The sequence below is a fragment of the Litorisediminicola beolgyonensis genome, from assembly GCF_042679605.1.
Lineage (GTDB): Bacteria > Pseudomonadota > Alphaproteobacteria > Rhodobacterales > Rhodobacteraceae > Litorisediminicola > Litorisediminicola beolgyonensis.
In genome coordinates, this window is the sequence record NZ_JBHTMU010000034.1 from 1 (window position 1) to 14,500 (window position 14,500).

Consider the following 14,500-nt stretch of genomic DNA (forward strand, 5'->3'; position numbering starts at 1 on the left):
GCCCGCGACCGCCATGGCCCCGCCCGCGCCGCCGCGGTTCCGCCGCACCTGGCTCGACCGGGCGCTCGCTGTGCTCAGGGTCAGCCAGCCCTCCATGATGATCCTGCGCAGCCTCATCCGGTGGCCGGTGCGCGCGCTGACCGGCGCGCTCGGGATGGCGCTTGCCGTGGCGATCCTGGTGGCATCGAACTTCTTTCCCGACGCGCTCGAGCACATGATCGACATGGCGTTTCACCAGGCCAACCGCCAGCACGCGGTGCTCTTCTTCAACAACGCCATGCCCGAGAGCGCGCTCGAGGATGCGCGCCGCCTGCCCGGCGTCCTCCAGGCCGAGGGGCAGCAATACCTGACGGCCGTGCTGACGAACGGCCACCGCTCGAAGCGCGTGGTGATCGAGGCGCGCCGCCCCGGCACCGATCTCAGCCGCGTGGTCGACGAGGCCGGTGCCCCCATCGACGCGCCGCCCGGGGGTCTCATGCTGTCGCGGCGCCTGGCGACGCAATTGGGCGTCGGGCCCGGCGACGTGGTCGAGGCCGAGTTCCTGGGCTTGCGCAAGGGCGCCTTCGACCTGCCCGTCACCCGCCTGACCACCCAGTATTTCGGGCTTGGCGCCTACATGGACCAGGAGACCGCCGACCGGATGTTCCAGCAGGCGCCTCAGGTCTCGGTGATCAATGTTACGCTTGATCCGGCGCAAACCGAGGCCTTCGAAGCCCGGCTGAAGGACCTGCCGCGGCTCGCGGGCCGCGCGATGATGCTGAAGAACCTCGACAGCTTCCGCGAAACGATCAGCCAGAACATCCTGATCACCACGACGATCTACACCGTGCTTGGCATCCTGATCACCGTCGGCGTCGCCTATAACGGCGCCCGCATCCAGCTGTCCGAGCGCGCACGCGAACTGGCGAGCCTGCGCATCCTCGGCTTCACCCGCAGCGAGGTCGGCTTCGTGCTGGTGGGCGAGATCATGGCGCTGGCGCTCATCGCCCAGCCTCTGGGCTGGTGGATCGGCTGGCTGATCGCGAAGCTCATGACCGAGAGCTTCGCGAGCGATCTCTACGCGATCCCGCTCGTCTTCCAGGCGTCGACCTTTTCCACCGCGAGCCTCATCGTTCTGGCCGCCGCCTTCGCCTCGGTCCTGATCGTCCGCCGCCGCCTCGACCGGCTCGATCTCGTCGCCGTCATGAAAACCCGGGAGTGAGTGCATGGCCCAGACCCACAGGAACATCGTATTGGCCGGATTGGGACTGGCCGTCGTCGCCGGGCTCGCCTTCGTGACCTTTCGGCCGGAGCCGGTGCCAGTCGATCTGCACACCGTCACGCGCAGCGATTTCGAGATCACCGTGGATGTCGACGGCCAGACCCGCGTCGCCGAGATCTACGAGATCGCCGCGCCGATCTCGGGCATGGCGCTGCGCGCGCCGGTCTCGGTCGGCGATCCGGTCGTTGCGGGCGAGACCGTGGTGGCGCAGGTCGAACCCTCGCTCCCCGGCCTTCTCGATGCGCGAACCCGGCTTCAGGCCGAAGCGCATGTCCGCGAGATGGAAGCCGCGCTGAACGTCGCCCGCTCCGACCAGACCAAGGCGCAAGAGGATCTGACCTACGCGCAAAGCCAATACGACCGCATCGCCCTGCTGGTGGAGCGCAATGTCGCCTCGATCACCCAGCTCGAAAGCGCCCATCAGCGCCGCGCCATCGCCGATGCCGCGGTCGCCGCCGCCGAGGCACGGATCGCGCAGGCCACGAGCGGGCTGGATGCCGCGCGCGCCGCGCTGGTCGACATGACCTCGGATGCGGGCGGCGCGGTCTGCTGCGTGCCGATCCTGGCGCCCGCGGACGGGGTGATCCTTGAGATCGACACCGTCAGCGCGCGGCCCGTGACCGCAGGCACGCGGCTCCTGTCCCTCGGCGACCCGCGCCAGTTGGAGATCGTCGCCGATATCCTGTCCTCGGACGCCGTCCGCCTGCCGCCCAAGGCCCGTGCCCGGGTCGAACGCTGGGGCGGCGCGCCGCTCGACGCCCGGCTCGTCCGCATCGACCCCGCCGCGCGCACAAAGATCTCGGCCCTCGGGATCGAGGAGCAGCGGGTCGACGCGATCTTCGAGATCACCTCGCCGCCCGAGACGTTCCAGCAGCTCGGCCACGGTTTCGCGGTCTTCCTGAGGGTCATCGAATACGAGGAAGCCGACGCGATGCTGATCCCGCTCAGCGCCGCCTTCCGCTCGGGCGACGGCTGGTCCGTGTTCCGCGCCGAGGAGGACCGCGTCGTCCGCGTCCCCGTGACCATCGGCCGCCGCAACGGCCGCTACGCCACGGTGACGGGCGGCCTCGAGGACGGCGACCGGGTGGTGACCCATCCGAGCCGCGATCTCGAGGATGGCGCCCTTTTCGTCGAGCGCAGCACCTTCGGAGATCTCTGACATGGCCGAACACCCCCAACCCGATCTCGACCGCATCCTGCGAAGCAGGATCGGCGCGGTGACCGGCGGCATCTCTCCCGCCGCGCTTGCCACGGCCTATACCGACTGGGCGCTGCATCTGACGAGCGCGCCGATGCGCCAGATCGACCTCATGCGGCAGGGAGGCGCGAACCTCCTCGAGGCCTACGCCGCCGCCGCGCTCTGCCCGATGAGCGGCGATCCCGGCGGGCTCTGCGCGCGCCGCGCCTCGGACCGCCGCTTCCAGGGCCCGGCCTGGAGCCGCCCTCCCTTCAATCTCTTCGCCAACTGGTTTCTCCTCAACCAGGCCTGGTGGGAAAAAGCCACCGCCCCCCTGCCCGGGCTCGATCCCGCGCATCAGCGCATCGTCTCCTTCGCGGCGCGGCAGATGCTGGACATGCTGTCGCCGTCGAATTTCGCGACCACGAATCCCGACGTGCTCGAGCGCGCGCAGACCGAACACGGGGAAAATTTCCTGCGGGGTTTGCGCAACTGGCTCGAAGACATGAACCAGGTGATCACCGGCGCGCGCACGCCCGACCCGGACTACACCGTCGGCGAGACCATCGCGGTCACCCCAGGCGAGGTCGTGCTGCGCAACGGGCTGATCGAACTCATCCGCTATCGCCCGACAACAGCGCGCGTCCATGCAAAGCCGATCCTGATCGTCCCGGCCTGGATCATGAAATACTACATCCTCGATCTCTCGCCCGGGAACTCGATGATCGCCTGGCTCCGCGATCAGGGGTTCGAGGTCTACGCGATCTCGTGGATAAACCCCGGCCATGAGGACGCGGAGCTGAGCCTGCAGGACTACCTGACCACGGGCTTCGGCGCCGCGCTGGATCACATCGCGCCGGAGGCCTCGGACCGGGTTCACGCAGTGGGCTATTGCCTCGGCGGCACGCTTCTGGCCGCCGCCGCGGCGGCGATGGCGCGGGACGGGGACGCACGGCTCGGGACCGTCTCGCTTCTGGCCGCGCAGGTCGATTTCTCCGAACCGGGCGAGCTCTCGCTCTTCATCAACGAAAGCCAGGTCGCCTTTCTCGAAGACATCATGGCGCGGCAGGGCTATCTTCGCGCCGACCAGATGGCGGGCGCGTTCCGAATGCTGCGCTCGGCCGACCTGATCTGGAGCCGGGTGATCCGGCATTACCTCTTGGGCGAACGGACCGAGATGAACGACCTGATGGCCTGGAACAGCGACGCGACCCGGATGCCCGCCCGGATGCATTCCGAGTACCTGCGTCAGATGTTCCTCGAGAACCGGCTCGCCAAAGGCCGCTTCCGGGTCGGCACCGAGACGGTCGCCCTGTCCGATATCCGCGCGCCGATCTTCTGCCTCGGGACCGAAAAGGACCACGTCTCGCCCTGGCGCTCGGTTTTCAAGCTGCATCTTCTGACCGATACCGACGTGACCTTCTGCCTGACCGCAGGCGGCCACAACAGTGGCGTCCTCTCAGAACCCGGGCATCCCCACCGCCACTACCGCATCCGCGACAAGACCGAAGGCCAGCGCCATATCGACCCCGAGACCTGGGTCGAGACCACGCCCGAGCACGAGGGCTCGTGGTGGCCCGCCTGGGCGGAGTGGCTGTCCGCACGAAGCGGCGCAGACCGGGTCGCCAAAGAGCGACGGGGCCGCAGCTTGGGCGCGGCCCCGGGGTCTTACGTCTTTGGCTGAGCTCGGACGATCAGCTCTTGTCGCCGCCGGGTTCGACCGGCGCGAGAAGATCGCGGCTCAGCTCGAAGAGCTTGCCGGTCTCCGCGCGGTACTGGTCGATCGCGGTCTGCAGGAACTCCGCCTGGATTTTCTGCAGCTCGCCCACGTCACGACAATGCAGGATCTGGTGCTGGGTCTTGACGTCTTCCTTGATCCGGTGCGCGACGAAACTCAGCACCTCGCTGCCCATCTCGCTCAGCGCCTCGGCCCAGGCGACGCTCATCCCGGCGACGGTGTTGAACCCGTAGGCCTGGAGCGCGGCGGCATCGCTCATCATCTCGGTCGGATCGACCGTGGGCTTGGCGGCGGGCTTGCGGGTCGTCTCGGTGGTTTTCTCAGGCATGGCTGTCTCCCTGTCTCTGGTTCCGCGGGCACCCTAGGCCGAGTCGCGGGGCCAATCGTTGATCCTGCGCAAATCCCGGGACGCCTCCCGCGGCGCAGACCCGCGCCCCTGGGCATCCGGACCGAGGCCGCATGACGAACGCCTCGCCCGACAGGACCGGTCCCCGCGCGGGCTTGACGAGCGCCGAGGTCCCGGCGCTCAGAGAGCGCCACGGCTGGAACGAGCTGCCCCGCCCGACGCCGCCGACCCCGCTGGCGATCTTCCTGCGCCAGTTCCGGGGCTTCCTCGTCCTGATCCTCGCCGCCGCGGCGGTGATCGCCTTTCTTCTCGACGAGCGGATCGACGCGCTGGCGATCTTTCTGGTGCTGGTCCTGAACGCGATCCTCGGTTTCGTTCAGGAATGGCGCGCCGAGACCGCGCTCGACGCGCTCCGCGCCATGCTGCATCCCGTGGCGGTCGTCCTGCGCGACGGCGTCGAGCGCCAGATCCCCGCGCGCGAGATCGTGCCGGGCGACGTGGTCGTAGTGGAAACCGGCGAGGCGATCCCCGCCGACCTGCACCTCTCCGCGGGCACCGATCTGCGCGCCGACGAAAGCACGCTGACGGGCGAATCCGTGCCCGTGGACAAGAGCGCGGGCGCCGAGGCCGAGGACGGCCAGCTTTTCGCCGGAACCGCTCTGGTCGCGGGCCGCGCCGAGGGCGTCGCCGTCGCCACCGGGCTTGCGACCCGGTTCGGGACCGTGGCGCGGCTGACCGGCGAGGTCGGCGAGAAACGCACCAACCTGCAGCGCCGCCTCGGCAGCCTCGCCCAGCAGATCGGCGCCGGAGCGCTGGCCATCGCCGGGCTCGTGGCGCTCCTCGGCTGGTGGGCCGGGCGGCCTCTTTTCGAGATGGTCATGACCGGGCTGTCGCTCGCCGTCGCGATGGTGCCCGAGGGGCTTCCCGCGGTCGTGACGATCACGCTCGCGCTGGGCGCCTCGGCGATGGCGCGCAAACACGCGCTGGCGCGGCGTCTTCAGGCGGTCGACACGCTCGGCGCGGCCTCGGTGATCTGCACCGACAAGACCGGCACCTTGACCGAGAACGCCATGACCGTCCGCCGTTTCTGGACCCCGGGCGCGGCCTACGAGGTGACGGGCGACGGCTACGACCCGGCTGGCCACATCGCGCGGGACGGAACGCGCGTCCGCGCCGGAGACGATCCGGTGCTGCGAGCGGCGCTCGCGACCGCCCTCACCTGCACCCATGCCACGCTGCGGCGCGAGGCGGATAGCTGGACGATGATCGGCGATCCGACCGAGGGCGCGCTGGTGACGCTCGCCTACAAGGGCTGGGCCGATCCCGTCCCGCCCGAGGCCCGGATCGCGGAAAAACCCTTTTCCAGCGAGCGCAAGCGCATGAGCGTGTTGGCCCGGGACGGCGACCGCCTGCGCCTGCATGTCAAAGGCGCGCCCGAGATCGTGCTCGCGCGATGCGATCACCTTCTCGGACCAGATGGCCCGGTGCCTCTCGACGACGCGACCCGCGCCCGGGTCGAGGCCGCCTATCAGGACATGGCCGGAGACGGGCTGCGGGTTCTCGCGCTCGCCTCTCGCCTGGCCGCGCCCGACGACATGGACGAAAAGGCCCTCACCTTCCTGGGCCTCGCCGGGATGATGGACCCGCCCCGACCGGAAGTGGCCAAGGCCGTCGCGGACGCGCGCTCGGCCGGCATCCGGGTGATGATGATCACCGGCGACGGCCCCCGCACCGCCACCGCGGTCGCCAGGCATATCGGGCTCGGCGCTCCGGACGTGATCGAAGGGACCGAGCTCGACACGCTCACCCCCGAGGCCCTGTCCCAGCGGCTCTCGTGCGATGTGCTCTTCGCCCGCACCCGGCCCGAGCACAAGCTCCGCATCGTCGAGGCGCTGCAGGGCCAGCGCCAGATCGTCGCGATGACCGGCGACGGCGTGAACGACGCCCCCGCGCTCAAGACCGCCGATATCGGCATCGCGATGGGCCTGCGCGGCACCGAGGTCTCCAAAAGCGCCGCCGACCTGATCCTGCTCGACGACAATTTCTCGACTATCGTCGCGGCCATCGCCGAGGGGCGGCGGCAATTCGACAATGTGCGCAAGTTCGTCCGCTATCTGCTGTGCTCCAACGCGGGCGAGGTGCTGGCGATTCTCGCCAACCTCGCCCTCGGCGGGCCGCTGGTGTTTTTGCCCACGCAGATCCTCTGGATGAACCTCGTGACCGACGGGGCGACCGCCGTCGCGCTCGGCCTCGAAGAGGCCGACCCCGACCAGATGCGCCGCCGCCCGCGCCGGGTGAACGAGCCGATCCTCGGGCGCGTCGGTCTGATCCTGATGCTCTGCTTCGGCATCTACACCGCAGGCGCGAGCCTCTGGCTCTTCTACACGCTCCTGCCCTCGGGCACGGATCTGGCGCGTACCGTCGCCTTCACCGGCATGCTGGTCTTCGAAAAGGTCAGCGTCTTCGCCTTCCGCTCGCTCAGCCGGCCGGTCTTGTCCGTCGGCTGGTTCTCGAACCGGTTCCTCGTCGTGGCCTTCTCGATCAGCCTTCTGGCACAGGTCGCGGTGGTCTACTGGCCGCCGCTCCAGACGCTCCTGCACACGGTGCCGATCGCCGCTGGCCACTGGCTGTCCATCGCCACGCTGGCGCTGCCGCTGATCGTCGTGCCGGAGGGGTTCAAGATGCTGAATCAGCGCCGCGCGCGCTGATCTGCCGCGCTCAGCCCCATCACTCATTGGCAGCGACAGGACGGAGGATGCAGACCGCGGCCTCGGACAGTCCCTCCGAGGCCTGACTGGCGTATCTCACGAGACCTCCCAACACGCCGATCCCTCCCAACGCATCACTTGCCGTTTCCCTTGTCCCTTCCGCCTGCTAGGGATCTGCCGCACGCGGAGAATGAGGCGGGACATGACCGGGGTTTTGGCAAGCCAGCAGATCGAGACGCTGCTCGAAACCGGTGCGATCAGCATCGAGACCGACCTGGCCGAGGGTCAGGTCCAGCCCGCGAGCCTCGATCTGAGGCTCGGGACGGTCGCCCACCGGGTGCGCGCGTCGTTCCTTGCCGGGACCGGGCGCAGCGTCGCCGAGCGGCTCGACGAGTTCCGCATGCACACGATCGACCTGAGCCAGGGCGCGGTCCTCGAGAAGGGCTGCGTCTACGTGGTGCCGCTAATGGAGAGCCTCGCGCTCCCCGACGACATCCAGGCCATCGCCAATGCCAAGAGCTCGACCGGGCGGCTCGACCTTCTGACCCGCACGATCTGCGACGGCGGCACCGAGTTCGACCGCATCGCGCCCGGCTATACCGGACCGCTCTATGCCGAGATCTGCCCCCGCTCCTTCTCGGTTCTGGTCCGTCCCGGCATGCGGCTCAACCAGGTCCGCTTCCGCCGTGGGCAATCCGTCCTGACCGACGCCGAACTGACCGCGCTCCACGAGAGCGACACGCTGGTCTCGGGCGGACCGGCGGTCATTTCCGACGGGCTGGGCTTCTCCGTCGATCTGAAGCCCGAGGGCACCGACCTCGTCGGCTACCGCGCCAAACCCCATACCGGCGTGATCGACCTCGACCGGATCGGCAAATACGACCCCAGCGAATTCTGGGAAGAACTGCGCACCACCGAGGGCCGCATCATCCTCGACCCCGACGCCTTCTACATCCTCGTGAGCCGCGAAGCGGTCCACATCCCGCCCGCCTATGCCGCCGAGATGGCGCCCTATCTCGCCATGGTCGGCGAGTTCCGCGTCCATTACGCCGGGTTCTTCGATCCGGGCTTCGGCCATGCCGGTGCGGGTGGCACCGGGTCCCGCGGCGTCCTCGAAGTGCGCTGCCACGAGGCGCCTTTCGTTCTGGAACACGGGCAGGTCGTGGGGCGGCTGGTCTACGAGCGGATGGACGAGGAACCGCGCCAGGTCTACGGCGCGGGCATCTCCTCGAACTACCAGGGACAGGGTCTGAAGCTCTCCAAGCATTTTCGCGCCTGACCGCGAAATCGCCGGGAACGCGCGGCCCTGCGTCTTCGTTCCAGCGAAACATGCAAGACCGCACCTGCTGAACATATTTTTGCCGATCACCTTAAAGGTTGGCGAAAAGGCGCTGAACAGCAAACATTTTTCAGAAGCCCACGGAACGGATCGGGGCTCTCGCGGCTTCTCCTTCCCAGACGGCCCCGGCATTCGGGGTCTTTGGAAACGGAGAAGATCAATGATCCGCAAGACCAACCTTCTGACCGCCGCCGCGCTCTGCGGCCTCGCCGCAGCCCCGGTTTCGGCCGCGATGACCGCGTCGGCGACGACCGACCTCAACCTCCGCGCAGGCCCCGGACCGCAGTATGCCGTCCAGAGCGTCATCCCCGCCGAGGGCGCCGTCGATGTCGCAGGTTGCCTCGAAGCCGGTGAGTGGTGCGAAGTGACCTATGACGGCACGTCCGGCTGGGCCTATTCCGCCTATCTGACAACCCCGGTCGAGAACGAGCCGGTCGTCATCTACCAGAACACCGACCGCGTGAAGGTCGAGACCGTCACCTATGACAACACCACCGAAGAAGCCGTCGGCGCCGCGTCCGTCGGTGCCTGGGGTGCGGCTGTCGGCTCGCTGATCGTGGGTGGCCCTGCCGCCGCCGCAGCCGGTGCCGTGATCGGTGCCGCCGTGGGTGCCGAGTCCGTGCCGGAAGAGACCGTGACCTACGTCACCGCGAACCCGGTCGAGCCGGTCTACCTGAACGGCGAAGTCGTCGTGGGCGCAGGTATCCCCGACACCGTGACGCTCTACGAAGTGCCGGACGCACAGTACCAGTACGTCAACGTGAACGAGCAGTATGTCGTGGTGAACCCCGAGAACCGCCGCATCGTGCGCGTCATCCGCTGATCGCAGCTTTCGCGATCAAGCAGAGATCAGGGCCCCGGCACATCGCCGGGGCCTTTTTCCGTCCTATTGCGGTGTCGCAGCGGGCGCATTGCCCGCCCCGTTCCGATCCGTCGCAGCACCCGCCTCCGTCTCCGCCGCGCCCTTCTCCTGCCGGTCGCGCTTGAAGAATTGCCGACCGGTCTCCTCGATCCGGCCGAACGCATCCGAGGCCATGAAGCCCGAGACGAAGGCGATGAAGGCCACCGTGTAAGGGCTGAGCTCGACCCGGTTGGCCACGCCCGTGCCCTGGCTCAGGACCAGCATGCCTGCCCCCGAGAGCAGGAAGATCGCGATCGCCGCCGCCGTGCCTTCGCCGATGCCGACGAAGAGCCGCGTCGAGCTGTCCTGCTGCGAGCCGGTCTCGGACGCGCCATAGGCGCGGCTGAACGATACCACCGACCCGAGCGCGCCCGAAAACACCGTGACGAAGAGCGTCAAGAGGATGGTCGGCCAACTGACCATGCGCGAAAAAAGCGCGCTGGCCCCGGTATTGTCCCCCTCCATCCAGCGGATCCGGGTCAGGTGCGGCGAGGCCAGACGGTCGTCGCTGCGCAGGGTGGCGAGCGCCTCGTCGACCCTCTGCACGTCGTTCGCGGCAGTCTCGAGCCGGTGTTTCGCGATCACCCGCTCGTTCGCGGCATAGGCCGCCTCGACCTCGCTGACGGCCATCTTGGCCTCGATCTCCTTGACCGCGCTCCGCGCCTCGGACAGCGCGTCCTGGTCACCGCTCAGCGCGCTGTCCGACGAGGCCGGGGCGACGGGAAGCTTCGACAGCGCCTCGGCTTCGGCATCGAGCCCCTTGGCGCGCGCCCCGGCCAAGATGCTCGGCAGCCCGTCCTCGAGCCGCGAGAACCGCGCCCGGAGATCGTCGGTTCTGTGGGTCAACTGTCCGAGCGCTTCGTCGCGCTGGGTCGCGAGCCGTCGGACCTGACGGTCCTTCTGCTCGGCGACAAGCTCGGCCGCGAGCAGCTTGGTCTGCGCCTCGTCCGCCTGCGCCTGTGCCGCGCGGCGCTCGTTCAGCAGCCGCGTCTCGGACCGGGTGTGGTGAAAGACCGCGTCGATGGACCTGAACACCGCGCTGTCGGCGGCGATCTCGGTCTGGATCGAGGTGCGGGTGATATAGGCGGCGAAGCCCAGAGTGAGCGCGCCAACGAAAATGAGATAGAGGCCGATGAGGATCAGCGACAGAAGAGAGGGCCGGTAGACCCCGGGCAGAAATCGCGCCATGACAATCGCTCCGTGAGAAAAAAGCGTCTGAAATACGGACACACTACCCGCATTTCGCGATTTTCTCAACGCACGCGTGTGCGGGCGATGTCAGAAGCGGTTGAGACGGCGCGCGCTGCGCAGGGTCTTCCGGGCCTGGGCGGTCTGCTTTTTCGCGCTTCTGGCGCGGCGGCGCTCTTCCGGGGTCATGTCCTCGGGCGCCTTGCCCTGTCCGAAGACGCGGTCCAGCCCGGTATTCACGCCCTTGCGGATCAGGCGGTTCATCACCATCCGCAGGACCATGTTGACGATCTGGCTGCCATTCATGGGCGGCCTCCTTTCGCACTCTGCTCGCTGGGCGGTCTAGCCACAGAATGCGCCGATTTCTGGGCCTAGTCCTCGAAAAGCTCGGACTGGCCCTCGTCGAGCGCCTCGTCGGCATCGGTGTCGCCATCGCCGGCCAAAGGCGCGGTGTCGGGCGGCAACCGGTTCTCCAGAAGACCGGCCGAGCGCAGCTCCTTGAGGCCCGGCAGGTCGCGGGCGCTCTCGAGCCCGAAATGGTCGAGGAAGCCTTCCGTCACAACGAAGGTCACGGGACGGCCAGGTGTCATCTTGCGCCGACCGAAGCGAATCCACTCCATCTCGAGAAGCTGGTCCACCGTCCCGCGGCTGACCGAGACGCCGCGGATCTCCTCGATCTCGGCGCGGGTGACCGGCTGGTGGTAGGCGATGATCGCGAGCGTCTCGATCGCGGCGCGGCTGAGCTTGCGGGTCTCGACGGTTTCCTTCTGCATGAGGAACCCAAGGTCCGAGGCCGTGCGGATCGCCCAGGCATCGCCGATCCGCGCCACCTGCACGCCGCGGCCCTCGTAGCGGTCCCTGAGAAGGCGCAGCGCCTCGGCGGCGTCGGAACCATGCGGCATCCGGGCGTTGAGCTCGGCCACGGTGACCGGCTCGGCGCTGGCAAAGAGGATCGCCTCGACCATGCGCTCCTGCTCGGGCATGTCGGGCGCCTCGAAGAGCGACTCGTGGCCCTGAGGTTCGGGCGCGGCGGAAGCCTCCCCGGCCGCGATATCCTCGTCGGTGTCCTCGCTCATGTCCGGCCCTCGCGACGGCGAAGCTCGATCGGCGCGAAGATGCCCGACTGCCGCAGTTCGGCCCGGCCTTCCTTCACCAGCTCCAGCGAGGCGGCGAAGGTCGCGGCGGTGGCGGAGCGGCGGCGCACCGGATCATTCTCCCATCCCTCGGGCAGGTAGGAGCAGATATCCGTCCAGGTGCCCGCGAAGCCGATCATCCCGCGCATCCGGTCAAGCGCCTGTTCCATGGTGAAGACGTTGTCGCGGTCCATCACGAAGGGGCGGAACTCGTCGCGGGTGCGGATGCGGGCATAGGCCTGCATCAGGTCGAGAAGCGTCGCGGTGTAGCGCACCCGGCGGACGCGCTCGATCCGCTCGGGCAGGCCGCGCGGGAAGAAGTCGCGCCCCTTCTGATCCCGCGCCATGAGCCGCGCGGCCACGTCCCGCATCGCCTCGAGCCGCTGGAGCTGGAAGGCCAGATGCGCGGCCAGCTCCTCGCCCGAGGGACCGTCCGCGACCGGATCGGGCGGCAGCAGGAGCCGCGATTTCAGGAAGGCGAGCCAGGCCGCCATCACCAGGTAATCCGCCGCCAGCTCGATCCGCAGCTCACGCGCCTTCTCGACAAAGGCCAGGTATTGCCGCGCCAGATCGAGGACCGAGATCTTCCTCAGATCGACCTTCTGCGTCCGCGACAGCGTGAGAAGCAGGTCGAGCGGCCCCTCGAACCCGTCCACGTCGATGATGAGCGCCTCGGCGGCGAGGCGATCTGCGACGGAGAGGGGTTGAACAGTGGACTCTGTATCGGTCATCCGGAGCGCTCGGTGGGAAGCGCCTCCAACATCTCGGTCAGGGCGGTGATGTCAACCTCGCCCGGGTCGCGCCGCTCTGCCAGAGCCCTATCGGCCCGCGCCACCGCCGCGTCCGAGAGGGTGCCGACCCGGTCCATCAGCGCCACCATCTCGTCCATCTCGCCATTGCAATGCAGGACCAGATCGCAGCCCGCCGCGATCGAGGCCGCGCCGCGCTCCGCGACCGTGCCCGAGAGCGCCTCCATCGAGATGTCGTCGGTCATCAGGAGACCGTCGAAGCCGATCTGGTCGCGGATGAGCCCGATCATCTCGGGCGAGATGGTCGCGGGCGCGTCGTCATAGGCCTCGAAGACCAGATGCGCCGTCATGCCCAGAGGCAGGTCCGCGAAGGGCCGGAAGGCGGCGAAATCGACCGCCTCCAGCGTCTTGCGATCCGCCTCGATCCGCGGCAGGTCGAGATGGCTGTCGAGCCGGGCGAGCCCGTGGCCGGGCATGTGCTTGATCACGGGGAGCACGCCGCCGTCGAGATGGGCGAGCGCCACCGAGCGGCCAAGCTCGGTCACCTCGTCGAGCGTCTCGCCGTAACAGCGGTTGCGCAGGAAGCGATGGGTGTCGCGCCGCGCGACATCGAGCATCGGCGCGCAATTGCCGTCGATCCCGTGCGCGCGCAGTTCCGCGGCGATGATGCGGTAGCGCAGATACATGGCGCGCGCCGCTTGCGGGCCGTAGTCCTGCGCGAACTCGAGAGGCGGCGCCCAGTCGCGGGCCAGGGGCGGGCGCAGGCGCTGCACGCGACCGCCCTCCTGGTCGACGAAGATCGGCGCGTCTCGGCCGACGCTGTCACGCAGCTCCTCGGTCAGCCCCGCGACCTGCGCGGTGCTGTCGATATTGCGTGCGAACAAGATGAAGCCCCAGGGGTCGGTGTCGCGAAAGAGACGCCGCTCCGCCTCGGACAGGCGCAGCCCCTCGCAGCCGAGGATCGCTGCGCCCGAGGCCGTCACCGGACCACCACCGGAATGCAGTCCGCGCCATCGGCCACGAAGGCCGCGCAGAAACGGCGCGCGTCGGAGAGGTCGTCGAAGCCATGCGCGCGCAGCCGGTAGAAGGTCTTTCCGCCGGTCTGCGCCCGCTCCACCACGCGCGCCTTGTCGTCGAGATAGGCACCGAAGCGCGTCTCCAGTCGCGCCCATTCCGCCCGCGCGGTCGCGGCACTGTCGAATGCGCCGAGCTGCACGAGACGGGTGCCCGCGCCCAAGGTCTCGGGCTCGATCTCGGTCGTCGACCGGGTCGCGATGGCCGCCGGAGCGGAGAGCGCGGCGGTCCGCAGGCCCGACACGGCCGTGCTGCGGGGACGCTGGCGCGGACGGATGATGGCATCGCCGGCACTGGCGGAGGCGAGGATGATCTGCGCGTCAGACGCGGCCTCGACGGGCGAGAACGGCTCGATCCCGGCGGCGATCTGCGCGGCGAGCGCCTCGATGGCGGCATCGGGGTCGCTGTCGAAATCGGGCTGGGGCACGGCCAGCGCCGCCACCCGCTCGAGCAGGCGATCGGGCACTTCGGGCGGCGTGGTGATCTCGTCATACTCGGCGAGGGTGATGTCCTCGACCGCCAGCGAATCCGGTTGCGGCGCAAGGCGCAGCTCGTCGGGCACGTCCTCGGCGGTGCCGAGAGCGGCCACCGCGTTGACCGCCAGCCCCTGATGCTCGGCCTCGCGGCCGCCGGGCTGTTCGGGGGCGACCCGCATCGGGCCCTCGGCGGCCTGAACCACCGGGATGCCGCTCACGTCGCGCATCACCAGCTTGGTGCCCCAGATGCCGACACCCGCGACCAGCGCAAGCGAGACGCCCGCGCCGACCCAGTTGGTCCAGCTAGCCAATTTGCGCTTGGACCCCGCTTCGGGCCCCTCGTAATAGATATCCGCCATGCCTGCCTCGCCTGTCCGTTGCGGCGCGCCGCCGGACCCTGGTTCTTGTCT

At 68.9% G+C, this 14,500-nt stretch carries 13 protein-coding genes; 6 read left to right on the forward strand and 7 right to left on the reverse strand.

Annotated elements, in window-relative coordinates:
- The 3 genes from ACFQ4E_RS15910 to ACFQ4E_RS15920 all read left to right on the forward strand — a co-directional run.
- Positions 1-1,201 (forward strand): ABC transporter permease (locus tag ACFQ4E_RS15910; protein ID WP_386805278.1); only part of this gene is annotated, 1,201 nt, incomplete at its 5' end.
- 4 nt (positions 1,202-1,205) lie between these two features.
- Entirely contained in the window at positions 1,206-2,420 is a 1,215-nt protein-coding gene (locus ACFQ4E_RS15915; RefSeq protein ID WP_386805279.1) for an efflux RND transporter periplasmic adaptor subunit, read from the forward strand.
- 1 nt (position 2,421) lies between these two features.
- A complete protein-coding gene (locus ACFQ4E_RS15920; RefSeq protein ID WP_386805281.1) occupies positions 2,422-4,122 on the forward strand; it encodes a PHA/PHB synthase family protein in 1,701 nt (566 codons plus the stop codon).
- 10 nt (positions 4,123-4,132) lie between these two features.
- Here ACFQ4E_RS15920 and ACFQ4E_RS15925 read toward each other — a convergent pair whose 3' ends face one another.
- Positions 4,133-4,504 (reverse strand): phasin family protein, encoded by a 372-nt coding sequence (locus ACFQ4E_RS15925; protein ID WP_386805283.1) that lies wholly within the window; start codon positions 4,502-4,504, stop codon positions 4,133-4,135.
- Positions 4,505-4,635: 131 nt separating this feature from the next.
- Here ACFQ4E_RS15925 and ACFQ4E_RS15930 point away from each other — a divergent pair, with 131 nt between their 5' ends.
- The 3 genes from ACFQ4E_RS15930 (at position 4,636) to ACFQ4E_RS15940 (ending at position 9,392) form a co-directional block, all read left to right on the forward strand.
- The gene (locus ACFQ4E_RS15930; protein WP_386805285.1) at positions 4,636-7,230 is read left to right on the forward strand and encodes a cation-translocating P-type ATPase; all 2,595 of its coding nucleotides are present in this window, start codon (positions 4,636-4,638) and stop codon (positions 7,228-7,230) included.
- Positions 7,231-7,432: 202 nt separating this feature from the next.
- On the forward strand, positions 7,433-8,509 hold the full coding sequence (locus tag ACFQ4E_RS15935; protein WP_386805287.1) for a 2'-deoxycytidine 5'-triphosphate deaminase: 1,077 nt from the start codon (positions 7,433-7,435) through the stop codon (positions 8,507-8,509).
- A gap of 220 nt (positions 8,510-8,729) precedes the next feature.
- On the forward strand, positions 8,730-9,392 hold the full coding sequence (locus tag ACFQ4E_RS15940) for a DUF1236 domain-containing protein (protein WP_386805288.1): 663 nt from the start codon (positions 8,730-8,732) through the stop codon (positions 9,390-9,392).
- A 63-nt stretch (positions 9,393-9,455) separates the two neighbouring features.
- Here the strand turns inward: ACFQ4E_RS15940 and ACFQ4E_RS15945 are convergent, their stop codons facing one another.
- The 6 genes from ACFQ4E_RS15945 to ACFQ4E_RS15970 all read right to left on the reverse strand — a co-directional run bounded on the left by ACFQ4E_RS15945 (position 9,456) and on the right by ACFQ4E_RS15970 (position 14,449).
- Positions 9,456-10,658, reverse strand: coding sequence for a hypothetical protein (locus tag ACFQ4E_RS15945; protein WP_386805290.1), 1,203 nt, complete (start codon positions 10,656-10,658; stop codon positions 9,456-9,458).
- A gap of 90 nt (positions 10,659-10,748) precedes the next feature.
- Positions 10,749-10,964 carry a hypothetical protein gene (locus ACFQ4E_RS15950; RefSeq protein ID WP_386805292.1) on the reverse strand — a complete coding sequence of 72 codons (216 nt, stop codon included), beginning with the start codon at positions 10,962-10,964 and terminating at the stop codon, positions 10,749-10,751.
- 65 nt (positions 10,965-11,029) lie between these two features.
- Complete coding sequence (gene scpB / locus ACFQ4E_RS15955) at positions 11,030-11,734, reverse strand: SMC-Scp complex subunit ScpB (protein WP_386805294.1); 705 nt, start codon at positions 11,732-11,734, stop codon at positions 11,030-11,032.
- Positions 11,731-12,522, reverse strand: a complete 792-nt coding sequence (locus ACFQ4E_RS15960; RefSeq protein WP_386805296.1) for a segregation and condensation protein A — start codon at positions 12,520-12,522, stop codon at positions 11,731-11,733. Before ACFQ4E_RS15960 ends, scpB begins: the two co-directional genes overlap by 4 nt.
- A complete protein-coding gene (locus ACFQ4E_RS15965; protein ID WP_386805298.1) occupies positions 12,519-13,523 on the reverse strand; it encodes a glycoside hydrolase family 3 N-terminal domain-containing protein in 1,005 nt (334 codons plus the stop codon). Before ACFQ4E_RS15965 ends, ACFQ4E_RS15960 begins: the two co-directional genes overlap by 4 nt.
- Positions 13,520-14,449, reverse strand: coding sequence for an SPOR domain-containing protein (locus ACFQ4E_RS15970; RefSeq protein ID WP_386805299.1), 930 nt, complete (start codon positions 14,447-14,449; stop codon positions 13,520-13,522). Before ACFQ4E_RS15970 ends, ACFQ4E_RS15965 begins: the two co-directional genes overlap by 4 nt.
- Between the last annotated feature and the right edge of the window lie 51 nt (positions 14,450-14,500).